We start from the raw sequence: 23,409 nt of genomic DNA, 5'->3' as shown, positions 1-23,409 counted from the left end.
CTTCACGGCACTTCACGGCACTTCACGGCACTTCACGGCACTCCGCGGCCCCGCCGGCAGCGCGGGCCACGACCGCGTCGCGACCGCGTCGCGACCGCGCCGGGTCAGATCTCCTTGCGGAAGGCCTCCGCCACCGAAAGGAAGATCGAATTGCCCTCGGTCTCGCCGATCGAGATCCGGACGCCCTCCGGGAACGGGCGGACGATCACGCCGGCCTCGGCGCACCGCGCGGCGAACTCCTGGGACTTCTCGCCGAGCGCCAGCCAGACGAAGTTGGCCTGCGAGTCCGGGATCTCCCAGCCCTGGGCCCGCAGCCCGGCCACCACCCGGGCGCGCTCCTCGACCAGCGCCTCGACCCGGACCATCAGCGCCTCCTCGGCCCGCAGCGAGGCGACGGCGGCGTCCTGGGCGAGCTGGGTGACGCCGAACGGCACCGCGGTCTTGCGCAGCGCGTTGGCGACCGGCTCGTGCGCGATGGCGAAGCCGACCCGCATGCCCGCCAGGCCGTACGCCTTGGAGAAGGTGCGCAGCACGCAGACGTTCGGGCGGTCGCGGTAGAGCTCGATGCCGTTCGGGACCTCGGGGTCGCGGATGAACTCGATGTACGCCTCGTCGACGACCACCAGGACGTCGGCGGGCACCGCGTCCAGGAAGCGCTCCAGCTCGGCGCGGTGGATCACGTTGCCGGTGGGGTTGTTCGGGTTGCAGACGAAGATCAGCCGGGTCCGCTCGGTGACCGCGGCCAGCATCGCGTCCAGGTCGTGGTCCCCGCCCGCGGTGAGCGGCACCGGGACCGGGGTCGCACCGGCGACCTGGGTGATGATCGGGTACGCCTCGAAGGAGCGCCAGGCGAAGATCACCTCGTCGCCCGGGCCGGCGGTGGAGAGGATCAGCGACTGGGCGACGCCGACCGAGCCGGTGCCGGTGGCGATGTGCTCGGCCGGGACGCCGAAGTGCTTCGCGAGCTCGGCGGTCAGCTCGGTGACCGCCATGTCCGGGTACCGGTTGAGCTTGCCGGCCGCCGTGACCGCCGCCTCCAGCACGCCGGGCAGCGGGTCGTACGGGTTCTCGTTGGAGGACAGCTTGTAGGCGTCGGCGCCGGCCGGCTTGCCGGGCTTGTAGGTGGGGATGCCGTCCAGGGTCGGCCTCAGCCGGGGCCCCTGCGGTGCCGTTCCACTCACGGTCCTGCTCCTTCTCTTCATCTCCGTCGAGTCCGTCGGGCCCGGCGCTTCCTTGGTGCGCGGGCCGCCCCCGGTGCGTCCGCGCCCGGTCCGGACGGGATCGCCGCCGGGCCCGGGAACTCGCCACGCACCCGGACCACCCCGGTCGGGTGCCCTGAACGATACCGATCGCGCTCACCCGTAGGAGTGAGATGCCCGGTCGGGTTACGGGCGCAGATCAGCCATTCTGCCGGGTTCCTTTGGCACATGTCAGAGGTAAGACGGCTGGTTTCGTGCGGGTATCGAAGGGGCGCGCACGGGCTCACTCATGGAGAAACGTATCTCCAAGGGCCCCCGATGCGCCGGTCACAGACCCTTGTCAGGAGCCATACGATCGGTCCGCCATGACAGCAGCAGCCAACCAGAGCGGTCGGCGACCCACCACCTCACGGCGTCTGGAGCGGGCCGGCATCCGGGATGTGGCAGCAGCCGCAGGAGTGTCGATCACCACCGTCTCCGACGCGCTGAACGGTAAGGGCCGCCTGCCCGACGAGACCAGAAGCCGGGTGCGCGAGGTCGCCGAGCGCCTCGGCTACCGCCCCTCGGCCGCCGCCCGAACCCTGCGGACCGGACGCTCCGGCCTGATCGGACTGACCGTCACCACCTACGGCGAAGAGCCGTTCACCTTCACCGAGTTCGCCTACTTCGCCGAGATGGCCCGCGCCGCCACCAGCGCCGCCCTCGGCCGCGGCTACGCGCTGGTGGTGCTGCCCGCCTCCTCCCGGCACGACGTCTGGGGCAACATCGCCCTCGACGGCACCGTGGTGATCGACCCGCCCGACCAGGACCCGCTCGTCAGCGAGCTGTACCGGTCCGGCGTCCCGGTGGTCAGCGACGGCAAGCCCGGCAACTGCCCGGTCACCGCCTGGGTCGACAACGACCACGAGGCCGCCGTGCTCGGCATCCTCGACCACCTCTCCGAGGCCGGGGCCCGCCGGATCGGCCTGCTCACCGGCACCAGCACCGACACCTACACCCGGCTCTCCACCGAGGCCTACCTCGGCTGGTGCGCCAAGGTCGGCCAGGAGCCGGTCTACGAGGCCTACCCCGCGCACGACCCGGCCGCCGGCGCCGTCGCCGCCGACCGGCTGCTCGCCCGCCCCGACCGCCCGGACGCCGTCTACGGCCTGTTCGACCCCAACGGCACCGACCTGCTCGCCGCCGCCCGCCGGTACGGCCTGCGGGTGCCGGACGACCTGCTGCTGGTCTGCTGCAGCGAGAGCGACGTCTACGCGGCCACCGAGCCGCCGATCACCACGCTCTCGCTCAAACCCCGGCGGATCGGCACCACCGTCGTCAACCTGCTGATCGACGCCATCGAGGGGGTCGACTCCGGCACCGGCGTCGACATCGCCCGGCTCTTCCCGCCACGCTTCCGCACCGCGGGCAACGGCCCGCCGCCCGGCACCCTGATGCCCACCGAGCTGATCGTCCGCGCCTCCTCCCAGCCCCGGAGCCCGCGCACCACGGTCAGCCCGCCGCGCCCGCCGGGCGAGGTGTAGGGCGGGCCCGACAGGGGTCTGGACCATGCCTAGCCGGGACAAATCGGACCTGACGGACCGCCCGGCTGACGCTCCGGAGGATTGGATACCCACCAGGTGACGACGCCGGGAGAGTGGTCTTCCTATGATGGGCGAATGACACCCGAGGACCGCTTCCCCGGGCCTGAACACCAGGACCCAGGCCACCGCCACCAGCCGGACCTCGACGTGCTGCCCTTCGGCACCTACTACGAACCGGAGCCCGCCGGCTACGCCGAGGCCGCGTACGAGTCGGAGACCTACAGCGGCTACGGCGGCGCGCGGTACCTCGAACAGCACTGGCCGGCCGGCGGCCACGACCCGCTCGGCCAGCACGGCCGGCCCGACCCGCACACCCACCCCGGGTACGAGCCGACCCTGCCGGACCAGCCCTCGCCCGCGCTCCAGGCCGCCCACCGCGGCGACGACCCGCCGACCATCGAGCTCGGCCCGCCGCTGCCCGAACCCGGCGTGCCCTACCACCCGTACCCCGCGCCGGCCCCCAACGAGCCGCCCGGCCCGCTCTACGTCGTCGGCGACGTGCACGGCTACCTCGACGAACTGGTCGCCGAGCTGCGCCACCAGGGCCTGATCGACGCCGACGGCCACTGGTCCGCCGGCCGCTCCCGGATCTGGTTCCTCGGCGACTTCACCGACCGCGGCCCGGACGGCATCGGCGTCATCGACCTGGTCATGCAGCTCGCCGCCGAGGCCGCCGCCGCCGGCGGCTACTGCCGGGCCCTGATGGGCAATCACGAACTGCTCTTCCTCGGTGCCGCCAAGTACGGCGACGAGCCCGTCCAGTCCACCGCCGGCACCGCCTCCTTCCTCGCCGCCTGGCGGCTCAACGGCGGCCAGCAGCACGACCTGGACCGGCTGGAGGCGCACCACATCAGCTGGCTCTCCCGCCTCCCCGCCATCGCGCTGGAGGACGGCCACCTGCTGCTGCACTCCGACACCACCGCGTACCTCGAGTACGGCGAGTCCATCGCCGAGGTCAACGACGCCGTCCACGACCTGCTCGCCGACGAGGGCGTGGACGAGTGGTGGGACTGCTTCCGCCGGTTCACGAAGCGCTTCGCCTTCCGCGGCGACGCCGGGCCGATGGCCGTCCACGAGCTGCTCGAAACCTACGGCGGCGCGCGCATCGTGCACGGGCACAGCCCGATCCCGTACCTGACCGGCGCGGTGCACGCCGACGACGGCGCGCCGCCGCACATCCCGGGCCCCTACATCTACGCGGACGACCTCGCCGTGGCGATGGACGGCGGCGTCACCATGGAAGGGCGGCTGCTGGTCGCCCGGCTGCCGATCTGACGGCCCGTCCGACCGCGCGTCGAACACCCGTTCCCGGCGCCCGCCCCGGGCCGCGCGCACGGCCCGGGGCGCGAAATTCCGGAAAGTCACTGTCAGCGCGACCGCACCCGCCCCTACCATCGAGGCACACCACACCCGGCCGCCCGTGTGGAGCCCCTTCTCCGTGCCCGTGACACCGCGGGTCCGTGCCCGTGACACCGCGGGGCGACCGGGAATCGCTGAACGGGGTCCCCATGAACAACGCCCCGCACCTGCTCGCCGAGGACCGCCCGGACTTCGAGCGCATCCTCGACGAAGCACTGCGCGACGGCACCATCCTCACCGCCCTCCGCACGCCCGGCGCCCTCACCGGCGGCGAGCTGCGCCTCCAGGCCCTGCGCGCCGCCGACGGCGTCGCGGCCGCGGCGGCCACCGAGTACGACCACTACCTCCGGCTGCGCGAGAGCCTGCGCAGCACGCCCCCGCCCGACCCGGACCACGAGCCCACCGCACCCGGGCTGCTCGCCCAGCTCCGCTCGGCCGACGGCGGCGCCGGGCTGTTCCCGGTGCTCACCGTCCTCACCCCGATCCTGGCCTGGGCCGCCGCGCTCGTCCTGCTCCTGATCGGCTACGTCCTGCGCACCGCCGACGCCGGATCGACGCTGGCCCGCTCGGTGCTGACCGCCGGCTGGCTGGCGCTGGCGGCCGGGGTGGCCGCGATGGTGGTGGGCATCGTCGGCCTCGTCCTCACCGCGCTGCGGGACGGCTCCACCGTGCCGGCCCCGGCCGGCGCCGACCCGGAGCTCGCGGCCGAGCTGGCCGACGCCCGGCGCGAGTGGCAGCGCGCGCTGCGTGACCGGGCGCTGCTGCCGTACCTGCACGCCGCCCTGCGCGCCGACCTGGCGGCCGTGGCCGCGCCGCCGCCCTCCGTCCCCGCGCAGGCCGGCGAGCGCCGCCGGCCCGACGGCGCCGGCCCCGACTTCACCGGCCCCGACTTCACCGGCCCCGACTTCTCCAGTCCCGGCTACACCGGGCCGGGCTTCAGCAGCCCCGGCGCCGAGGGGCTCACCGACCCGGAGGGCCGGGAGCCGCGCACCGCCACCTTCAGCACCCCCGACTTCACCGGCCCCGGCTACACACCCCCGGCCTTCACCAGCCCCGACGACGTCTGACGGCGCCGTTCACGCTGATCGGGTGACGCCGGGCCCTGCCGCGGTGCCGCCGCCCCGGGCGGGCCGGAACGACACCGCATCGTGCGCGAAACACCCCTCCGCCCCGGGGAGCGCACACGTGGACACCCCGAGACCTCGCCCCCCGAGGAGGCCGCGGCTCGTGGCCGCCCTGCTGGCCGCCCTGCTGTCGCGCTCTCCGGGGCTGCCGCGCGCTTCCTAGGCTTCGACGAGGTGTGCCGGCGCGGCGACCGCCCGGCCGCCCAGAACGCGGGCCGCCACGGCGCGCTGCCCGTTAGCCAGCCAGCGCACCGGCCAGCGGAGCAGCACGTACAGGCAGACCGCCCAGCCGCTCGCGTGCACCGCCCAGACGCCCGCCATCGTGGGGCCGCCCCACGCGTGGTGGTAGTCGGTGCCCAGGTACCAGATGGGGTAGCCGAAGTTCCGGACCGAGTTGAACAGCGCGTAGCCGACCAGGACGAAGGCCGCGACGTCCAACGGCAGCCCGAACACCGCCCGGCCGAGCACCCGCCCGCCGGTCCAGCCCTGGCCGCCCGCGAGCCGGCCCTGCCAACGGGCTGCGCGACCGGGCTGCCCCGCCAGCGTCAGTGCGGCCGCCGCCAGCCCGACCGGCAGCGCCACGAAGGCGCGGGCGGCGGTGTGCAGGCTCCGGCCGGTGCGACGGTTGACGCGGCGGCGGATCGGGGACATCGACGGGCTCCTCACCCTCGTTCGGCTGATGTCCCCACTCTGCGGCCCGAGTGCCTCCGCAGGCATCGGACCGTGGTGCCGGATCCGACGTCATACCCAGGTAGCACCCCGCGTCGTAGCGACCTCCGCCGTAGCCGCCCCCGCCGTAGCTGCCCCCGTCGCAGGGGGCTCCGTCGGCACCAGGAAGGCCCCGATCGCGCGCCGTTCCCCACCGCTGACATCCGGATCGTTGAGTTCCGCTCAACGTGCCCCGTTCCGAAGGGCGTTGATACGGCATCCCGAATGGCCGATCATGGAACACGTCACCAGGACCACCCTCACCCCGGGAGCCCCCATGACCGCCATACGCGTCAAGGCCTTCGACCACCTCGTCCTCAACGTCCAGGACGTCGAGCGGTCGCTGGAGTTCTACACCGGACTGCTCGGCCTGGCCCCGGTCCGGGTGGACGAGTGGCGGGCCGGGAAGGTCTCCTTCCCGTCGGTCCGGGTCAACGCGGACACCATCATCGACCTGTTCTCCCGCCCGCGCGGCGAGTCCAACGTCGACCACATCTGCCTCACCGTCGAGCCCCTGGACTGGCAGGAGGTCGTCGACTCCGGCGCCTTCACCGTCCTCGACGGCCCCGGCCCCCGCTACGGCGCCCGCGGCACCGGCACCTCGCTCTACGTGGCGGACCCGGACGGCAACACCGTCGAGCTCCGCTGGTACGCCGACGACGTCCGCTGAGGCCGGCCCGGAAACGGCGAGCCGCCGCTCCGGGAGGCTCCGGCCACCCCGAGCGGCGCCGGCGCCCGGAAGGTCCGAGCCGGCCCCGCCACGGCCTGAAGCCGATGTCCGGCTTCCGGGAGTGGCACCGAACGGCGCCGGCCGGGGCACGGGGCCCCGGCCGGTCCGGACTCAGTGCAGCTGGAAGGTGAAGACGAGGTCGGACTGACCCGCGTACGCCCGGCTCAGGTGGAACCCGGCGTCGGACGGCCGGTAGACGCCGTACGTGGTACGGCCCAGCCCGTTCCAGTCACCGACGATCGGCAGGTCGCCCGCGGTGCCGTGATCGGCGGCGGAGACGCTGCCGTCGTCGTGCCGCAGCGCGAAGGTGTTCGAACTCGGCCGGTAGATGCCCATCTGGGTGTGCCCGACGCCGTCCCAGTCACCGACCACCGGGATGTCACCCGGGTTGCCGAAGACCGCGCTGGAGTAGCTGCCGTCGTCGTGCCGCACCGCGAACAGCCCGGTGCTCGGACGGTAGACCGCCAGCTGCGCGTGACCGTTGTGGTCCCACATCCCCGGCACCGGGACGTCCCCCGGGTCACCCATCGTCACGGCCGACACGCCGCCGTCCTCGTGCCGCAGCGCGAAGGTGTTCGACGACGGACGGAAGATGCCGACCTGATCGTGCCCGACGCCGTCCCAGTCCCCGACGACCGGCAGGTCGCCGGCCTGGCCGAGGTCCACCCGGCCGTACTGGCTGGACGGGGTGTTGTTCCAGAGCAGGGTCCAGTGGCCGCCGCGGAAGTACGCCACCGTGCTGGACTTCTGCCCGGCGAGCCAGCGGCCCGCGACCGGGGTGCTCACCGAGATCGTGCCGGCGGTCGACGCCGTCCGGCCGTGGTCGTCGGTCACGGTCTCGGTGACGTTGTACGTCCCGGGCTTCGCGTAGTAGTGCGTGAAGTCGGGTGCGGTGGTGCCGTTCAGGACGGTCGGGGCCGTGCCGTCACCGAAGTCGAAGCGGTAACTCGCCACCGGCCAGGGGCTGGTGGCGCCGTTGTTGGTGACCCGGACGTCCTGGCCGCCCGTCCAGCTCGGCTCCAGCCACAGCACGGGCTTGATCGGCCCGGGCTCGTTGACCACGACCGTGGCGGACGTGGTCCTCGTCAGCCCGAGGCCGTCGGTCGCCGTCAGCTTCGCGGTGTAGGTGCCCGGAGCGTAGTCGTGGCTCACCGGGAAGGCGGGGGCGCTGACCGGGGCGCTGCCGTCGCCGAAGTCCAGCGTGCCGGTCGCGGGGGCCCACGGCGAACTGACGGATCCGTTCAGCTTCACGGTGAGCGGCTTGCCCGCGGTCCCGTCCGGCGACTGGCCCAGCGACACGAACAGCGGGTCCTGCGCCTCGGACGCCCCCCGGTCGTGGTAGCCGCTACCGGTACCGGTGTTGGCCACCAGCGGGTGGTCGACCCGGGGGTTGCCGAACCGGTCGGTGGCGAGTTCCCCGGGCGCGTCGGCGTCGGCCGAGTCGACGGCGGGAGAGTTGTCCTTCCGCAGGTCGTCGCGGGAGGTCACGAGGTCGTGCGACCCCTGCCCGCTGCCCTGCTGGAACTGCGCGAGCGCGGCGTACGACTGGCCCGCCCAAAGGTACGGGGTGCCCGTCGCCGTGGTGACGAGGTTGTAGTCCGCCTTGGTCCCCGCGGCCGAGCCCGCGGACGCGGACAGGTCCGCGTCGGGACCGGCGGTGGTGCAAGGGCCCCACACCGGGTGGGCGCCCTCGTCGAGGTCCAGCACGTTGTTCTCGATCGACGCGCCGCCGGAGGAGCCGGCCAGGTCGATCATCGGGCCGCAGGCGCCCTGGACGGTGTTGCCGGTGATGACCGTGCCCGGCGCGTCGGTGATCGACACCCCCGGACCGGAGCTGTCGCTGACGAGGTCGGCCGTCAGCACGGTGCGGGCCACCCCGGCGTCGACCTGGATGCCGCCCGCGTACGAGGCGGCGACGGCGCTGCGCCGCACGGTGACGTCACTGCTCGCGCCGGTGATCCGCATGCCCGGGTAACGGGCGGCCGGGGTGCCGTCCCAGCCGGAGCTGTAGATCGTCACGTCGTTGACGGTGACCCGGCTGGAGTCGGCCACCAGGACGCCCTCCTTGCCCGAGCGCCCGAACAGACGGTCGATCACCACGTCGTGGACGCCGTTGAGGCTGACGGCGTGGCTGAGCCCGCCGCGGTCACCGAGCACGGTCGCGTCGTGCTCGTCGTCGTACCGCGCCCCGATGAAGGTGATCGGCGCGGACGACGTCCCCGAGCGGGTCAGGTGGAGTTCCTCGTCGTAGTCGCCCCCGGCGATGTGCACGGTCTGACCCGGCTGGACGGAGTTCGTCGCGGCGGCGATCGTGCAGAACGGCGTGCCCTGGCTGCCGGCCGTGCCGGAGGTGTCCGAGCACGCGGCGGACCCCTTGTCGACATAGAGATCGGTGACGGCGGCCTGGGCGGCGGTGGTCGGCGCGAGCGCGCCGGTGATCGACAGGACGAGAGCGGCGGCAGCCGGAATACGTGCTCTACGCACGGAAGTCCCCCAGTGATCGTGCGGATGCCGAATCGGCGGAGCAAACATTCGTGCGATCAACTACCGGCTGTCAAGTCGGTTTCGGCCCTCGTCGGCCCACCTCCCGCCGCCCCCGAACGGCACCGGCCCGCGCTCCCCCCTCCGAAGCGCGGGCCGGTGTCGTGATGCGGCGTCAGTCGGCCAGCGGGAGGTAGACGCGGTTGCCCTGGGCGGCGAACTCCTCGGACTTGGCCCGCATGCCGGCCAGGGCCTCGGCGTCGAACTCGCTCGCCACCGCGCTGGACCCTCCCCCAGCCTCCGGCCGGGAGGTACCCCCACCGTGCTCGTCGCGGATCTTCTGCGAGATCTTCATCGAGCAGAACTTCGGGCCGCACATCGAGCAGAAGTGGGCCGTCTTGGCGGGCTCGGCCGGGAGGGTCTCGTCGTGGAAGTCGCGGGCGGTCTCCGGGTCGAGGGCCAGGTTGAACTGGTCCTCCCAGCGGAACTCGAAGCGGGCGTCGGAGAGGGCGTCGTCCCACTCCTGGGCGCCCGGGTGGCCCTTGGCCAGGTCGGCGGCGTGGGCGGCGATCTTGTAGGTGATCACGCCGGTCTTCACGTCGTCCCGGTTGGGCAGGCCCAGGTGCTCCTTGGGCGTGACGTAGCAGAGCATCGCGGTGCCCCACCAGGCGATCATCGCGGCGCCGATGCCCGAGGTGATGTGGTCGTAGCCGGGCGCGACGTCGGTGGTCAGCGGGCCGAGGGTGTAGAACGGCGCCTCGTCGCAGATCTCCTTCTGGAGATCCATGTTCTCCTTGATCTTGTGCATCGGGACGTGGCCCGGGCCCTCGATCATCACCTGGACGTCGCGCTCGCGGGCGATCCGGCCCAGCTCGCCCAGCGTCTGCAGCTCGGCGAACTGCGCCTCGTCGTTGGCGTCGGCGATCGAGCCCGGGCGCAGGCCGTCGCCGAGCGAGAAGGTGACGTCGTAGCTCGCGAGGATGTCGCAGAGCTCCTCGAAGTTGGTGTAGAGGAAGTTCTCCCGGTGGTGCGCCAGGCACCAGGCGGCCATGATCGAGCCGCCGCGCGAGACGATGCCGGTCTTGCGGCGGGCGGTCATCGGCACGTACCGCAGCAGCACGCCGGCGTGCACGGTCATGTAGTCGACGCCCTGCTCGCACTGCTCGATGACGGTGTCGCGGTAGACGTCCCAGCTGAGGTCCTCGGCCTTGCCGTCGACCTTCTCCAGCGCCTGGTAGAGCGGCACGGTGCCGATCGGCACGGGGGAGTTGCGCAGGATCCACTCGCGGGTGGTGTGGATGTTGCGGCCGGTGGAGAGGTCCATGACGGTGTCGGCGCCCCAGCGGGTGGCCCAGGTCATCTTCTCCACCTCCTCCTCGATCGAGGAGGTGACGGCGGAGTTGCCGATGTTGGCGTTGATCTTCACCAGGAAGTTGGTGCCGATGACGGCCGGCTCCACCTCGGGGTGGTTCACGTTGACCGGGATGACCGCGCGGCCGCGGGCCACCTCGGAACGGACGAACTCCGGTGCCAGGCCCTCGCGCAGCGCCACGAACTCCATCTCCGGCGTCACGATGCCGCGCTTGGCGTACGCGAGCTGGGTGACGGCGGCACCGTCGCGGCCGCGCAGCGGGCGGCGCGGGCGGCCGGGGAAGACGGCGTCGAGGTTGCGCAGGTTCCCGCCGCGCGGCGAGGTGTGCTTGATCCCGTCGTCCTCGGGGCGGGCCTCGCGGCCGTCGTACTCCTCGACGTCGCCGCGCTGGCGGATCCAGGCGTCCCGCAGCGGCGGCAGGCCGCGCCGGACGTCGGGCTGGTACGCCGGGTCGGTGTACGGGCCCGAGGTGTCGTACAGCGGGACGGTCTTCCCGTTGGTGAGCACGACCTCGCGGTACGGCACCCGCAGGTCGGGGCGGGAGCCGTCGCGGTAGGCCTTGCGCCAGGCCGGGGTGGGGTAGCCGGTGCCCGCGCTGCTGACGGCGGAGTTCTGGGCAGACTGCGGCTGTGCGTCGAACGTGGTCATCGGACCCTCTACTCCCTACGCCGGCATTACCCGGTCAGGTTCCTGCGGTCGACGCAGCGTTCGGCACGTCCGGCGACGTCCCGGTCAGCGTCCTCTCAGCCCGGTGCTCCGAGCTCCCGTGTCCGCAGGCGGTGTTGCCTGCGCAAGACGTCCAACACCGTAGCGACCGAATCGCCGCTGGTCCAGAGGGGGTCCACGGACGGGGATTCCGGCGGCCGCCGCACCGCCGGCCGCGGGGCGGGCACACTGGCAGTCGGACCGGCCGGGCGGACGGCCGGCGGCGTGACGAGGGAGGGCCGAGTGGTCGGGAGCACCGGGCGGGTCAGCGGAGCGGTGGGGGCGGGGCTGGTCGGCGAGGTGATGGTGCACGTCCCGGAGCGCCAGGGGACGGAGGCGTTCCTCGCCTACCTGGCCGTGCCGGGCGACCGGCTGCCGGTGGGGACGCCGGTGGTGGTGGTCGAGTACCAGCCGCCGCGCACCGTCTACGTGGCGCCGATCCTGCCGTAAGGGGCCGTGACGATGTTGTGACAGGTCGTCATGTCAGCTCCCTTTTCTTCGGGTTGCCCCGGCCGGACAATCCGAATCGGCGCATCTCATGTGCCGGAAGGGGGAGTTGAACCATGCTGTACGTCATCGTCGGGGCGGCCGTCGCGGTGCTGCTGGTGGGTGTCACGCTCTTCAAACTCATGTGGCGGGTGGCGGAGCCCAACGAGGCCCTGATCATCTCCGGTTCCAAGCACCGCACCGAGGGGGTCGGCGAGGGGCTGGGATTCCGGATCGTCACCGGGCGCGGGACCTTCGTCACGCCGGGCCTGCAGGGCGTCCGCCGGCTCTCGCTGGACCTCAACGAGGCCGAGCTGAACGTCGAGTGCGTCACCACGCAGGGCATCCCGGTGCGGGTCAAGGGCGTGGTGATCTTCAAGGTCGGCGACGACCACGTCTCGATCGCCAATGCCGCGCGGCGCTTCCTCGACCAGCAGAAGCTGATCAGCCAGCGCGTGCACAACGTCTTCGCCGGCCACCTGCGGTCGATCGTCGGCGGGCTCACCGTCGAGGACATGATCCGCGACCGCGAGCGGCTCACCGGGGAGACCAGGGCCGCCTCCGGGCTGGAGATGGAGAAGCTCGGTCTGATCATCGACACCCTGCAGATCCAGGAGATCATCGACCCGACGGGCTACATCAAGAACCTCGCCATCCCGCACGCCGCCGCCGTGCAGCGGGACGCCCGGATCGCCCAGGCCGAGGCGGACCGGATGGCCACCGAGGCGGAGCAGGAGGCCGCCGCCCGCAAGGCCGAGGCGACCCGCAACAGCGCGATCCAGCAGTCCGCGTACCAGGCCGAGCGGGACACCGCCAACGCCCGGGCCGAACAGGCGGGCCCGCTCGCGCAGGCCGCCGCCCGGCAGGAGGTCGTCGTCCAGGAGACCAAGGTCGCCGAGCTGGAGGCGCGCCGCAAGGAGCAGCAGCTGCAGATCGACATCCGCAAGCCGGCGGACGCCAAGGCGTACGAGACCCGCACCCGGGCCGAGGCCGAGCGCGACGCCCGGATCTCCGCCGCGCAGGCGCAGGCCCGGGAGACCGAGCTGCGGGCGGCGGCCGAGGCCAGCCAGGTCAGGATCGCGGCCGAGGCCGAGGCCGACGCCACCAAGCTGCGCGGGCTGGCGGCCGCCGAGGCGACCAAGGCCACCGGTCAGGCGGAGGCCGCGGCCACCGAGGCCCGCGGTCTGGCGGACGCCGCGACCGCCCGGGCGATCGGGCTCGCCAAGGCGGAGGGGCTCAAGGCCAGGGCCGCGGCCCTCACGGCGAACCCGGACGCCGTGGTGGCCCAGGAACTGGCCGAGAAGTGGCCGGACATCGTGCTGGCCGCGGCGGAGTCCTTCGGCAACGTCGAGCACATGGTGCTGCTCAACGGGGCCGAGGGCGTGGGGGACCTCTTCACCAAGGCGCTCACCATGGGCGGGACCGGGCTCGGGCTGGCCCGGCAGCTGCTCACCACCTTGCAGGGGCCGGCGCAGCCCGCCGGGGCGGCCGCGGTGGAGCCGGCCGCCGCGGTGCCGGTCCAGCAGGCGCAGGCCCGGAAGACGCCGGTCCAGCAGGTGCCGGTCGAGGAGTGAACGCGCAGTAGCGGCCGCCCGGTTGGGTAGCCCGTCGCGCCCACCTGAGTACCCGTACTCAGGTGGGCGCCGCCCCGCCCGCCGGAGCATGGGGCCATGCATTCCGCAGCCACCGTCCGGGTCGGCATCACCGCCGTCGGAGCCCACCTGCCCGCCCGCCGTCTGACCTCCCGACAGCTCCAGGAGGAGGTCACGGCCGGCGGACGGCTCCGCCTGCCGGAGCGGACGTTCGAGAAGGCCACCGGCATCGTCACCCGGCACTTCGCGGCCGAGGGCGAGTACGCGTCGACGCTGGCGATCGGCGCCGCCCGGCGCGCCCTGGACGCCCGCGGCCTGGACCCGTCCGACCTCGACCTGCTGCTGTACGCCTCCGCCACCCGGGACGTCTGCGAGCCCGCCACCGCCCACCTCGTCCAGGCCGAACTCGGCTCACGGGCCCACGCGCTGGACGTCAGCAACGCCTGCAACAGCTTCCTCAACGGGATCGACCTGGCCCGCGCGATGATCCTGGCCGGCCGCGCCCGGCGCGCCCTGGTGGTCACCGGCGAGACGCCCAGCCGGGCGATGCGCCGCGATCCGAGCGGCCTGGCCGACTTCCGGGACGGCTTCGCCGGGTACACCTTCGGCGACGCCGGCGCGGCCGTGCTGGTCGAGGCGGTCGAGCGCGGCGGCATCCTCGACGTCGAGACCGAGACCGCCTCCGAGCACTGGGAGGTCGGCGGCATCCCCGGCGGCGGGTCGCGTCACCCGCGCGGCGACGAGTACAGCTACTTCCGGGGCGGCGGCAAGGAGTTGCGCGGCGTCTTCGAGAAGATCGGCGGCACCATCCTGACCCGGGTGGCGGCCCGCACCGGCCTCGGCTGGGACGACTACGCCCGGGTGCTGGTGCACCAGGTGACCGTCCCCTACCTGGAGCGCTTCGTCGAGCTGACCGGCGTACCGGCCGGGAAGCTGGTGCTCACCGTGCCGGAGCTGGGCAACATCGCCAGCGCCACGCTCGGCGTCCAACTCGACCGGATACGCCATGAGTTGAGCCCGGGTGACAAGGTGCTGCTGATCGGGCTCGGCGGCGGCGTCAGCCTGATGACGATGGTCTGGGAGGCGTCGTGACCGAACTGTGGGTGATCGTCCCGGCCTACCAGGAGGAGGCCCGGATCGACGGCACGCTGAACGCCCTCGCCGCCCAGCGGGACCGGGAGTTCACCCTGCTGGTGGCCGACAACGGCTCCACCGACGGGACGGTGGCGAAGGTCCGCGCCTTCGCCGGGCGGGCGCCGTTCCCGGTCGAGGTGCTGGTCGAGCCGGAGAAGGGGGTCGGCTCGGCGGTGGACACCGCGTTCCGGCACGCCATCGCGCACGGCGCCACGCTGCTCGCCCGCACCGACGCCGACTGCCTGCCCGAGCCCGGCTGGACGGCCGCCGCCCGGGCCGGGCTGCGCGCCTCGCGCGGGCTGGTCTGCGGCCGGGTCACCGCCCGCCGGGACGAGCACGGCCCGGCCGGGCGCGCGGTGTTCCTGCTGCTGGTCGCGCTCGGCGCGTCCTTCGGCCGGATCCGGCCCGCACACCGCCGCCAGCACGGCTACCTCACCCCGTACCGGATGCACGCGGGCAACAACATGGCGATCACCGCCGAGCTGTACCAGGCGGTCGGCGGCATGCCGCGGCGCCCCTCGCCCACCGACCGGACGTTCATCAACCGCGTCCGCCGGCACACCACCGCGATCGTCCACCGCCGCGACATGGTCGTGCAGAACTCCACCCGCCGGATCCGCGCCTACGGCGTGATCGGCACCGCCCGCTGGTACCTGGAGCGCGGCGCCGGCCCGCGCTCCGCCGACGTCCGCTGACCACCCGGAGGCCATCCCGTGCTCGACCGGCTCGCCCACACCCTGCGGACCGTCCACCCCGACCGGCCCGCCGTGCTGCAGCACACCCGCACCGGCGGCACCCGGGTCCGGATCCGCCGCGGCGAACTCGCCGACCTCGCCGACGCCCACGCCGCCGCCCTGCACGCCCGCGGCCTGCGCGACGGCGCCACCCTCGGCGTCGCCCTCCGCCCCGGCCCCCGGGCGCTCGCCGTCATGCTCGCCGCCCACCGGCTCGGCCTGCGGGCCGCCGTGCTCGACCCCACCGCCGGGCCGGACGTGCTCGCCGCCCGGCTCGCGCTGGCCCGGCCGGAGCTGGTGCTCGCCGACGCCGCCGCCCAGGCGGTGGCCGGCTGGGCCGGGCCGCTCGCCCGCCGCGCCGACCTCGCGCTGCCCCGGCTGGCCGCGCTCGGCCCGGTCGCCACCCTCGGCCGCCGACTGCCCGGCTGCGCGCCCCGGCTGCGGACCACCGCCACCGCCGCGCCCGCACCCCGGGCCGGCGACCAAGACACCGACGCCGTGATCGTCTTCACCTCCGGCACCACCGCCCGGCCGCGCGCCGTCGTGCACTCCCGGGACGGACTGGCGGCCGGTCTGCGGACCGTCACCGAGCTGGTCGACCCGCGCCCCGGGAGCGTGGTGCTCGGCGGCACCTTCTTCGTGCTGGTCCCCGCCCTGGCCGCGGGCGCCGCCGTCGCCCTGCCGGCCCGCTCACCGCGCGCCCTGGCCCGCCAGCTCGCCCGCCTGGCACCGGCGCAGACCTACCTCACGCCGCCCCAGCTGCGCGCCGCCCTCGGCGCCGGGGCCCGCTTCTCCGGCCGGGTCTGGACCGGCTCCGCGCCCGCCGACGCCACCCTGCTCCGCCGGGTCAAGCGGGCCGGCGCCGACCAGGCCTGGGGCGTGTACGCGCTCACCGAGCTGTTCCCGGCCGCGGCCGTCGAGGAGGCCGAGAAGCGCGCGTTCCCCGGCCCCGGGGACCTGGTCGGCGCTCCGCTGCCGGGCGTGCGCACCGAGCTCGGCCCGGACGGCGAACTGCTGCTCACCGGCCCCGGCGCCCGGCACCGCTACCTCGGCGAGGAGCCCGACCCCTGGGTCCGCACCGGCGACCGCGCCACCCTCGACCCGGACGGCCGGATCGTGCTCGCCGGCCGGCTCAAGGACATGGTGCTGCGCGGTGCCGAGAACATCTACCCCGGCCTGTACGAGCCGGCGCTGCACCTCCCGGAGGTCGAACTCGCCGTCCTGGTCGGCGTCCCGCGCCCCGACGCACCGGGCGACGAACGGCTGGTCGCCCTCGTCCAGCCCCGGCCCGGCGCCGATCCGCACCGGCTGCGCGCCGCCCTGCAGGGGCCGCTCGGCCGGATGGGCGGCGCCCGGCCGGACGCGCTGCTGTTCGGGGAGGTCCCGCTGGCCGGTCGCTCCCGCAAGCCCGACCGGGCCGCCGCCTCGGCCCACTGCGCGCGGGAGTTGGGCACGTGAACACCGTGACCCCCGCCGCCTCCCGGGCGGCCCGCCGCCGCGACCGCCGCGTCTACCTGCGCAGCCACCCCGTCCTGTTCGCCCTGCTCGGCGCCACCCGCCACCGCCCGGTCGTCCGGCTCGGCCGGACCGTCCTGGTGCACGGCACCGACGCCTACCGGGAGGCGCTCACCCGGATCCCGCTCGACCGCACCGCCGCCGGCACCACCGGCGGCGCCGCCGCCGAACTCACCGACGGCGGGCTGCTGTTCGACCAGGACGGCGGCGAACACCGGGCCGCCCGCCGGGCGCTGGCCGGCGCCCTGGACAGCGGCGCGGTGGACCGGATCCGCCCGCACTGGCAGGCCGTCCTCGCCGCACGGCTCCCCGCCCTCACCACCGGCACGCTCGAACTGGTCGACCTAGCCCAGGAGTTGGCCGGCGTGACGGCCGCCGCACTGACCGGCTCGGACGCCGCCCCGCGCACCCTCGCCCGGGCCGCCGCCGAGGCCGCCGCGACCGCCGCCGCCGACCACCTGCCCGGCCCGCGCCTCCCCGGCCGGCGCGCCGCCGCGAAGGAGGCCGCCGGCGCGGCCGCGACCCGGCTCACCGCCCTGCTCCCCGACCCGCTCGACGCGATGCTGACCGTCGCCGCCGTCAACACCACCGTCGCCGCACTCCCCCGGGCCGCCGCCTGGTGCGCCGACGCCGGCCTCTGGCCCACCGTGGACGCCGCGACCGCACCCCGGCTCGCCGCCGAACTCCTCCGGCTGACCGCCCCCTCGCCGCTGCTCCCGCGGGTGGCCGGCGCCGACGCCACCCTGGCGGGCCGCCCGGTCAGGGCCGGCGACCGGTTGGTCCTGGTCGCCCGGCACGCCGCCCAGGCCCACCGGAGTGCCCCGGCCACCGCGCCGGCCGCCACCCAGGCCGTCTTCGGCGCCGGCCCGCACGCCTGCCCCGGCGCCGGCCTGGCCCGCGCCCAGCTCGCCGACGTCCTGCTCGCCCTGGCCCCCCACCGCCCGGTGGTCGTCCGCGCCCGCGCCGACCGCCGCGCCGCGCTGCCCGGCTACGCCGAGCTCACCGTCCGCGCGGGGGAGGGCCGATGCGGATAGCCGTCACCGGTGCGAGCGGCTTCTGCGGCTCGCACGTCGCCCGCACCGCGGCCGGCCTCGGCCTGGACGTGCTCTGCCTCGGCCGCAACCCCGGCCCGGTCGGCCGGCACCGCCCCTGGGACGCCACCACCGGCGACCCCGACCTGTCCGGCGCCGACCTGGTGGTGCACTGCGCGGCCGCCGTCGGCGACCCGGCCCCGCCGACCGCCGGCGCCGGTTCGGCCGCCGAGGCCCAGCAGTACGCCGTCAACGTCACCGGCACCGAACGGCTGCTGCGCGCCGCCGCCGGCCGCCCGGTCGTCTGGGTGAGCAGCGCCAGCGTCTACGACCCGCGACTCCCCCGCACCCTGGTCACCGAGGACCACCCCACCGGGGGCGGCCACCTCAACGCGTACGGCCGCACCAAGGCCGCGGGCGAGCGGCTCGCACTGGCGGCGGGCGCCGTCGTCCTGCGCCCGCGCGCCGTGTACGGGCCGGGCGACCCGCACCTCGCGCCGCGGCTGCTCGAACGCGTCCGCCACGGCCTGCTGCTGCTCCCCGGGCCGGACGTCCGGCTCAGCCTCACCGCCGTGCCGAACCTCGCCGACGCCTGCCTCGCCGCGCTCGGGGTGACCGGTCCGGCCTGGGCGGCCGGCGCCTACAACCTCGCCGACGCCCGCCCGTACCGGCGGGACGCGGCCGTCCGCGCGGTCCTCGCCGCCCACGGCGTGCGCGCCCGGATCGGCCACGTCCCCGCCCCGCTCGCCCGGCTCGCCGCCCGCACCGGCCGGATCCCCGGTCTGACCCCGTACGCCGTGGACCAGCTCGCCCACAGCGTCGTCCTGGACACCTCCCGGGCCCGCGCCACCGGCTGGCTCCCGCGCTGGGACCTCTCGTCCGTCCCGCTGCGCGGACCCGCGCCCCCGGACGGCCCCGGGCCGCGGCGCGGGTGAAACGCCGGACGCCCGCACCCCCACGGGGTACGGGCGTCCGGGGGAGCCGGCGGCTCAGTTCCTGGCGGCCTTCTTCACCAGGATCACCACGGCGGCGGCGATGCCCACCACCACCAGCAGCTTGATGGCCAGGCTCAGCAGCGCGCCCACCACGCCGAACACGAACCCGACGACGTTCCAGGCGAGGATCAGCACCAGCACCGGGACGACGATGTTGCGCACCCAGGAGGGCAGCGACTTCCAGAACTCAGCCATGTCCGTTCCTTCTCTCCCCTCGGGCCGGCTGCCGTCCGGTGCCGCATCCCGCTTGCTCTCGATGCTTCGATCGTACGGGGGCGGATGTGCCGGAACGAGGGCCAACGGCCCGGAGAGAACCCGGAGAACACCCCGAGGCCGGGCCCGGGGTAACCCCTGGCTCCGGCGGGCGATCGGGCGGAGGTCGGGCGGAGGTCGCCGGGACCGGGCGGGGGCCGGGCGGCTCAGACCGGCCAGGTCTCGCCGCGCCAGGCGGCGTCCCAGAACATCCACTCGTACCGCGCGGTGGTGGTGAAGTGCTCCACCACCCGGCGGCGTTCGGCCGGGGAGATCTCCTCGCCGATCCGGTCGGTGAGCGCGAGCACCCGGCGCACCACGGACTGGAAGGCCTCGTCGCCGTAGGTGGCGATCCACTTGGCGTACAGCGGGTCGGGGGAGCCCTTGGCGAGCAGCTCCTCGCCGACCCGGGCGTAGATCCAGTAGCAGGGCAGCACCGCGCCGACCGCCTCCGCGAAGGAGCCGCCGTAGACGGTGGCCAGCAGGTAGCTGGCGTACGCCCGGGTGGTGGGCAACACCGGTTCGGCGGCGGCCTGTTCGGCGCTGCCGCCGAAGGCGGTCAGGAACTCGGCGTGCATGCCCTGTTCGGCCGCCAGCGCGCCGACCGCGTCGTCGGCGAAGGCCCGCACGTCCTCCTCGCCGGGCGCCTTGGCGGCGCAGACGGCGAGCGCGCGGGCGTAGTCGCGCAGATAGTGCGAGTCCTGGACGACGAAGTGGCGGAACGCCTCGCGCGGCAGGGTGCCGTCGGTGAGGCCGCCGATGAAGGGGTGGTCGAGGATCTCGGCGTAGACCGGCTCGATCGCCGCCCAGAGTTCTTCCGTCAGGCTCAGGCTCATACCCCCGACCCTAACCGGGCCGGCCGGACCGGGGCGGGCCCGTCCGCATGCGGGTAGCGCGGGTACGGCGGATGCGGGTGGGGCGGGTACGGCGGTACGGCCGACGCGGGTACGGCCGACGCGGGTTCGGCGGACGCGGGTCAGTCCTCCGGCGGGGAGAACACCACCAGCACCCGCAGCTCCTCGGTGATGTGGTGGAACCGGTGGGGGACCCCGGCCGGGACGTAGACGACGGTGCCGCGCGCCACCGTCGTGGTCTCGTCGCCGACGGTCAACTCGGCCCGGCCGCTGATCACCTGGTAGATCTCGTCCTGGGCGTGCGCGGTCTGCGGGTCGGTGTCACCGGGGGAGAGCGCGTACAGGCCGGCGGACATCCGCGGCTCGCGCAGGAAGCGCAGGTAGGCGCCGTCGTGGGCGGCGCGCTCGGCGTCCAGTTCGTCGAGCCGGAACAGCTTCATCGGGGCGTTCTCCTACCGCGGTGCTCCGGGGCCGGGCCCCCGGGCGCTCACCAGGGCATTCAACACCAAAGACGGCCGCCGGGAGCTTCCCCCGCCCCGGCCCGCCTGGGACGCTGGCCCCATGAAGGGTTTCGTCATCAAGACACTTATCAACGCGGCCGCCATCTGGGTGGCCGCCTGGATCGTCACCGGCATCACGCTGACCGGTGACGACTGGCAGCACAAGGCCCTCACGGTGATCGCCGTGGCGCTGGTCTTCGGCGTGGTGAACTGGCTGATCAAGCCGGTGGTGAAGCTGTTCTCGCTACCCCTGTTCATCCTCACCCTGGGGCTGATCACCTTCGTCATCAACGCCCTGATGCTCTGGCTGACCTCCTGGGCGTCGGACAAGCTGGACCTGGACTTCCACGTCGACGGGTTCTGGGCCGCGCTGTTCGGCTCGCTGATCATCAGCCTGGTGTCCTGGGGCCTCAACCTGGCGCTCGGCGACGACGACTGAGCGGCGCGTGCGGGCGGCGCCGGAGGGGCCCGCACCCGGTGGTCCACCGGGTGCGGGCCCCTTCCTCCGTTCCGACCGCTGCCGTCCGGGATCCGGGCGGGCCGTGCACCCGGCCCGATCGGACGCACCCGGGCGGGCCCGGGTTTCGCTCCCGGCCGTCTGCGGGAGACTCCCGCACAACGCTCCAGCCCCGGAGGTCGCCATGCGCACCCCGCCCCGTCCCGTCGTCAAACGCACCGCGCGGGCGATCCTGCTGGAGCTGGACCCGGACGACCCGCACTCCCCGGCCTCGATCGTGCTGATCAAGCGCACCCGGCCCGGCTCCCCGCACCCGTACTGGATCACCCCCGGCGGCGGGGTCGAGCGCGGCGACCGCACCGTGGTCGACGCCCTGCACCGCGAGGTGGACGAGGAACTCGGCGGCAAGGTGGTGGACGTCGTCCCGGCCTTCGTCGACACCGTCAGCCACACCCACCACGACGACGGCACCCTGCTCCACCCGCACGGGGTCAAGGTGCAGCACTTCTTCGTCTGCCGGCTCACCTCGATGGACCTCAGCCGCCGGCACGGCCCCGAGGTCGAGGATCCCAACGGCGAGTACGAGGTGGTCCGGCTGCCCTTCACCCGGGAGGGCGTCACCTCGGTCAACGTCGTCCCGCCCAGCCTGCGCGCCTACCTGGCCGCCAACATCGAGGGCGTCCGCGCGCTGCTCGCCCCCGACCTGGGCTGAGTCGGCGGCCTCAGCCCGCCGCCAGGTCGCCCACCAGGTCATGCCGGATCAGCTCCGGCGCGACGCCGGCCCGCAGCAGCACGCCGACCCCGCGCCGGATCATCGCGGCCGGCCCGCTGAGGTACGCCTCCCGGCCGATCCAGGGCCCGAACCGGCCCACCACCTCGGGCAGTTCCCCGGTGAGCGCACCGGCGCCCGGGGCACCCGCCCCGGACAGCACCGGGCGGACCGAGAGCCACGGGTGCCGCGCGGCGAGCGCGCTCAGCGCCTCCAGCTCGTACAGCTCCGCGGCCTGTCGGGCGCCGTAGAAGACCTCCACCGAACGGCCGGCCGCGCCGTACTCGGCCACCTCCTCGACCAGCGCCCGGATGGGGGCGATGCCGGTGCCGCCGCCCAGGCAGAGCAGGTCCGCGCCGGCCGCGTGGTCGACGGTCATCGCACCGGCCGCCGGGCCCAGCCGCAGCACGTCCCCGGGCGCGGCCCGGTGGACCAGCGCGTTGCTCACCCAGCCCGCCGGGACCGCCTTGACGTGGAAGGTCAGCAGACCGTCCGGCCGGGGCGCGGTGGCGAACGAGAAGTGCCGCCAGACCCGTGGCCACCAGGGCGTCTCCAGGCTGGTGTACTGCCCGGCCCGGTACGGGTAGGCCTGGTCCGGGCGGACGGTGATCACCGCGACGTCCGGGGTGCGGCGCTCGTGCCCGACCACCTCGGCCTGCCACCAGGGCGGCGAGGTCCGGGCGGCCTCCTCGGCGGCCTCGATCATGATCGAGGAGACCAGCCGGTACACCCGGCGCCAGGCCAGCTCGGTCTCGGCGTCCCAACGGCCGCCGGCGTACCGGGACAGCGCCTGCACCAGGCACTCCCCCACCGGGGCGTAGTGGCCGGTCAGCGTGCCGTACCGGCGGTGGCCGCGGCCGAGCGCGCTCAGGTAGCTGCGCAGTCCCTCCGGGTCGCCGGCGCTGCGGGCGGCCGTCAGCAGGGCGCGGAAGAGCCGGTCGCGCTGGACGTCCATGGCGGCCGGGAACAGCGCGCGGACCTCGGGGTGGTGCAGGAAGATCAGCGCGTAGAAGTGCGCGGTGGCCCGGTCGGCGACCGGCTCGACCACGGCCAGGCTGGCCCGGATCAGCTCGATGTCGCGGGCGGTGGGCGGCTGTTCGGCGGCGGTGCGAAGGTCGGGCGCGGGTGCGGCGACGGGTGCCGGGCGGGCGTCGCCCAGGGTCTGCAGCGCCCACGCGCCGCTCATGGGGGTCCCCCCGGCCGGAGGCTGGGGGAGGTCGCCCGGGCCGGCCCAGTTGAGGCCGGGGGCGTGGGGGAACAGCGGCTCGATCACCGGGGCGGGCGGTCCCGCGGGCGCGGCGCCCTCGGGCCGGCTCGGCGCGGGGATCGCGGGCGGCACGGCGGGCGGGTCGGGGATCACGGGTACCGGCGGGAGGTCCGGCGGGTCGAGCGGCATCGGCGGCAGGACGGCGGTGACGTCGGTGACGGCGGGACCGACCGGGGCCGTCGGGGCGACGGCGGCCGGCAGGGCGACGGCGGCCGGCAGGGCGTCCGGGACGACGTCCGGCGTGGTGTCGGGCGTGGTGTCCGGAGTGATGTCGGGCAGCCCGGGCACCGCCGCGACTCCCGCCGAGCCGTGCCCGGTACGGACCAGAAGTGTTCTGCGGGACTTCACCGCAGCGTTTCGAGTACCCAAGAGAATCGTTTCGCCTCCGGCCGGCCTGCGCCACCACCTGGCTTGTCCCTGTTGACGCTAGGCAGCGTGGCACGCCCGAACTGCTCATCCGACAAATCGCGCGAAGCCCGGACACCCGCCCCCGGGACGCGCTACTCTCACCCGATTCGCGGTCGCCTTGCGTGACCATTCAGACACGCAAGGCGACCGGGCG

General features: G+C 74.6%; 21 protein-coding genes and 1 riboswitch. Of the genes, 13 read left to right on the top strand and 8 right to left on the bottom strand.

Annotated elements, in window-relative coordinates; genetic code table 11:
• Positions 1-104: 104 nt before the first annotated feature.
• A complete protein-coding gene (hisC, locus tag ACFVHB_RS34690) occupies positions 105-1,181 on the bottom strand; it encodes a histidinol-phosphate transaminase (protein WP_380330195.1) in 1,077 nt (358 codons plus the stop codon).
• Positions 1,182-1,564: 383 nt separating this feature from the next.
• Here hisC and ACFVHB_RS34685 point away from each other — a divergent pair, with 383 nt between their 5' ends.
• From ACFVHB_RS34685 to ACFVHB_RS34675, 3 genes are all read left to right on the top strand, one after another.
• Positions 1,565-2,722, top strand: a complete 1,158-nt coding sequence (locus ACFVHB_RS34685; protein WP_380330192.1) for a LacI family DNA-binding transcriptional regulator — start codon at positions 1,565-1,567, stop codon at positions 2,720-2,722.
• Between the two features lie 135 nt (positions 2,723-2,857).
• Positions 2,858-4,057, top strand: coding sequence for a metallophosphoesterase (locus tag ACFVHB_RS34680; protein ID WP_380330189.1), 1,200 nt, complete (start codon positions 2,858-2,860; stop codon positions 4,055-4,057).
• 233 nt (positions 4,058-4,290) lie between these two features.
• Positions 4,291-5,208 (top strand): hypothetical protein, encoded by a 918-nt coding sequence (locus ACFVHB_RS34675; protein WP_380330186.1) that lies wholly within the window; start codon positions 4,291-4,293, stop codon positions 5,206-5,208.
• Positions 5,209-5,424: 216 nt separating this feature from the next.
• On the opposite strand, the gene ACFVHB_RS34670 is transcribed toward ACFVHB_RS34675, so the two are convergent.
• Positions 5,425-5,916, bottom strand: coding sequence for a hypothetical protein (locus ACFVHB_RS34670; protein WP_380330183.1), 492 nt, complete (start codon positions 5,914-5,916; stop codon positions 5,425-5,427).
• Positions 5,917-6,250: 334 nt separating this feature from the next.
• Here ACFVHB_RS34670 and ACFVHB_RS34665 point away from each other — a divergent pair, with 334 nt between their 5' ends.
• Positions 6,251-6,643, top strand: coding sequence for a VOC family protein (locus ACFVHB_RS34665; protein ID WP_380330180.1), 393 nt, complete (start codon positions 6,251-6,253; stop codon positions 6,641-6,643).
• Positions 6,644-6,814: 171 nt separating this feature from the next.
• Here the strand turns inward: ACFVHB_RS34665 and ACFVHB_RS34660 are convergent, their stop codons facing one another.
• Positions 6,815-9,187 (bottom strand): PKD domain-containing protein, encoded by a 2,373-nt coding sequence (locus ACFVHB_RS34660; RefSeq protein ID WP_380330177.1) that lies wholly within the window; start codon positions 9,185-9,187, stop codon positions 6,815-6,817.
• Positions 9,188-9,359: 172 nt separating this feature from the next.
• Positions 9,360-11,204: a phosphomethylpyrimidine synthase ThiC gene (gene thiC, locus ACFVHB_RS34655; protein ID WP_380330174.1), complete on the bottom strand. Its 1,845-nt coding sequence runs from the start codon at positions 11,202-11,204 to the stop codon at positions 9,360-9,362.
• Positions 11,205-11,214: 10 nt separating this feature from the next.
• A riboswitch (TPP riboswitch) is annotated at positions 11,215-11,326 on the bottom strand.
• Positions 11,327-11,504: 178 nt separating this feature from the next.
• Here thiC and ACFVHB_RS34650 point away from each other — a divergent pair.
• The 7 genes from ACFVHB_RS34650 (at position 11,505) to ACFVHB_RS34620 (ending at position 18,688) form a co-directional block, all read left to right on the top strand.
• Complete coding sequence (locus ACFVHB_RS34650; RefSeq protein ID WP_380330172.1) at positions 11,505-11,711, top strand: hypothetical protein; 207 nt, start codon at positions 11,505-11,507, stop codon at positions 11,709-11,711.
• 113 nt (positions 11,712-11,824) lie between these two features.
• Positions 11,825-13,321: a flotillin family protein gene (locus ACFVHB_RS34645; protein WP_380330169.1), complete on the top strand. Its 1,497-nt coding sequence runs from the start codon at positions 11,825-11,827 to the stop codon at positions 13,319-13,321.
• A 96-nt stretch (positions 13,322-13,417) separates the two neighbouring features.
• On the top strand, positions 13,418-14,431 hold the full coding sequence (locus ACFVHB_RS34640) for a 3-oxoacyl-ACP synthase III family protein (protein WP_380330166.1): 1,014 nt from the start codon (positions 13,418-13,420) through the stop codon (positions 14,429-14,431).
• Positions 14,428-15,168, top strand: coding sequence for a glycosyltransferase (locus ACFVHB_RS34635; protein WP_380330163.1), 741 nt, complete (start codon positions 14,428-14,430; stop codon positions 15,166-15,168). Before ACFVHB_RS34640 ends, ACFVHB_RS34635 begins: the two co-directional genes overlap by 4 nt.
• A gap of 18 nt (positions 15,169-15,186) precedes the next feature.
• Positions 15,187-16,665 carry an AMP-binding protein gene (locus ACFVHB_RS34630; RefSeq protein WP_380330160.1) on the top strand — a complete coding sequence of 493 codons (1,479 nt, stop codon included), beginning with the start codon at positions 15,187-15,189 and terminating at the stop codon, positions 16,663-16,665.
• Complete coding sequence (locus ACFVHB_RS34625) at positions 16,662-17,756, top strand: cytochrome P450 (protein WP_380330158.1); 1,095 nt, start codon at positions 16,662-16,664, stop codon at positions 17,754-17,756. Before ACFVHB_RS34630 ends, ACFVHB_RS34625 begins: the two co-directional genes overlap by 4 nt.
• Positions 17,747-18,688: an NAD-dependent epimerase/dehydratase family protein gene (locus tag ACFVHB_RS34620; protein ID WP_380330155.1), complete on the top strand. Its 942-nt coding sequence runs from the start codon at positions 17,747-17,749 to the stop codon at positions 18,686-18,688. Before ACFVHB_RS34625 ends, ACFVHB_RS34620 begins: the two co-directional genes overlap by 10 nt.
• A 54-nt stretch (positions 18,689-18,742) precedes the next feature.
• Here the strand turns inward: ACFVHB_RS34620 and ACFVHB_RS34615 are convergent, their stop codons facing one another.
• The 3 genes from ACFVHB_RS34615 to ACFVHB_RS34605 all read right to left on the bottom strand — a co-directional run bounded on the left by ACFVHB_RS34615 (position 18,743) and on the right by ACFVHB_RS34605 (position 20,294).
• A complete protein-coding gene (locus tag ACFVHB_RS34615; protein WP_380330152.1) occupies positions 18,743-18,943 on the bottom strand; it encodes a DUF5326 family protein in 201 nt (66 codons plus the stop codon).
• 224 nt (positions 18,944-19,167) lie between these two features.
• On the bottom strand, positions 19,168-19,836 hold the full coding sequence (gene tenA / locus ACFVHB_RS34610; RefSeq protein ID WP_380330149.1) for a thiaminase II: 669 nt from the start codon (positions 19,834-19,836) through the stop codon (positions 19,168-19,170).
• A 140-nt stretch (positions 19,837-19,976) separates the two neighbouring features.
• A complete protein-coding gene (locus ACFVHB_RS34605) occupies positions 19,977-20,294 on the bottom strand; it encodes a cupin domain-containing protein (protein ID WP_380330146.1) in 318 nt (105 codons plus the stop codon).
• A 121-nt stretch (positions 20,295-20,415) separates the two neighbouring features.
• Here ACFVHB_RS34605 and ACFVHB_RS34600 point away from each other — a divergent pair, with 121 nt between their 5' ends.
• Both ACFVHB_RS34600 and ACFVHB_RS34595 read left to right on the top strand, forming a co-directional pair.
• A complete protein-coding gene (locus ACFVHB_RS34600; protein ID WP_380330143.1) occupies positions 20,416-20,793 on the top strand; it encodes a phage holin family protein in 378 nt (125 codons plus the stop codon).
• Positions 20,794-20,995: 202 nt separating this feature from the next.
• The gene (locus ACFVHB_RS34595) at positions 20,996-21,523 is read left to right on the top strand and encodes an NUDIX domain-containing protein (RefSeq protein ID WP_380330140.1); all 528 of its coding nucleotides are present in this window, start codon (positions 20,996-20,998) and stop codon (positions 21,521-21,523) included.
• Positions 21,524-21,533: 10 nt separating this feature from the next.
• Here ACFVHB_RS34595 and ACFVHB_RS34590 read toward each other — a convergent pair whose 3' ends face one another.
• Positions 21,534-23,195: a globin domain-containing protein gene (locus tag ACFVHB_RS34590; protein ID WP_380330137.1), complete on the bottom strand. Its 1,662-nt coding sequence runs from the start codon at positions 23,193-23,195 to the stop codon at positions 21,534-21,536.
• Positions 23,196-23,409 lie beyond the last annotated feature (214 nt).

The organism is Kitasatospora sp. NPDC127111, from assembly GCF_042677465.1.
In the GTDB taxonomy this organism is placed as follows: domain Bacteria; phylum Actinomycetota; class Actinomycetes; order Streptomycetales; family Streptomycetaceae; genus Kitasatospora.
The sequence above is the reverse complement of the archived record's forward strand: the minus strand, read 5'-3'. Positions and strand labels throughout refer to the sequence as shown.

Bases quoted from the DNA above. Each gene is read 5' to 3' on its own strand.
- ACFVHB_RS34600 (WP_380330143.1), top strand. From the start codon at position 20,416: ATGAAGGGTTTCGTCATCAAGACACTTATCAACGCGGCCGCCATCTGG.
- ACFVHB_RS34645 (WP_380330169.1), top strand. From the start codon at position 11,825: ATGCTGTACGTCATCGTCGGGGCGGCCGTCGCGGTGCTGCTGGTGGGT.
- ACFVHB_RS34670 (WP_380330183.1), bottom strand. From the start codon at position 5,916: ATGTCCCCGATCCGCCGCCGCGTCAACCGTCGCACCGGCCGGAGCCTG.
- ACFVHB_RS34595 (WP_380330140.1), top strand. From the start codon at position 20,996: ATGCGCACCCCGCCCCGTCCCGTCGTCAAACGCACCGCGCGGGCGATC.
- tenA (WP_380330149.1), bottom strand. From the start codon at position 19,836: ATGAGCCTGAGCCTGACGGAAGAACTCTGGGCGGCGATCGAGCCGGTC.
- ACFVHB_RS34685 (WP_380330192.1), top strand. From the start codon at position 1,565: ATGACAGCAGCAGCCAACCAGAGCGGTCGGCGACCCACCACCTCACGG.
- ACFVHB_RS34620 (WP_380330155.1), top strand. From the start codon at position 17,747: ATGCGGATAGCCGTCACCGGTGCGAGCGGCTTCTGCGGCTCGCACGTC.
- ACFVHB_RS34665 (WP_380330180.1), top strand. From the start codon at position 6,251: ATGACCGCCATACGCGTCAAGGCCTTCGACCACCTCGTCCTCAACGTC.
- ACFVHB_RS34615 (WP_380330152.1), bottom strand. From the start codon at position 18,943: ATGGCTGAGTTCTGGAAGTCGCTGCCCTCCTGGGTGCGCAACATCGTC.
- thiC (WP_380330174.1), bottom strand. From the start codon at position 11,204: ATGACCACGTTCGACGCACAGCCGCAGTCTGCCCAGAACTCCGCCGTC.
- ACFVHB_RS34640 (WP_380330166.1), top strand. From the start codon at position 13,418: ATGCATTCCGCAGCCACCGTCCGGGTCGGCATCACCGCCGTCGGAGCC.
- ACFVHB_RS34605 (WP_380330146.1), bottom strand. From the start codon at position 20,294: ATGAAGCTGTTCCGGCTCGACGAACTGGACGCCGAGCGCGCCGCCCAC.
- ACFVHB_RS34675 (WP_380330186.1), top strand. From the start codon at position 4,291: ATGAACAACGCCCCGCACCTGCTCGCCGAGGACCGCCCGGACTTCGAG.
- ACFVHB_RS34680 (WP_380330189.1), top strand. From the start codon at position 2,858: ATGACACCCGAGGACCGCTTCCCCGGGCCTGAACACCAGGACCCAGGC.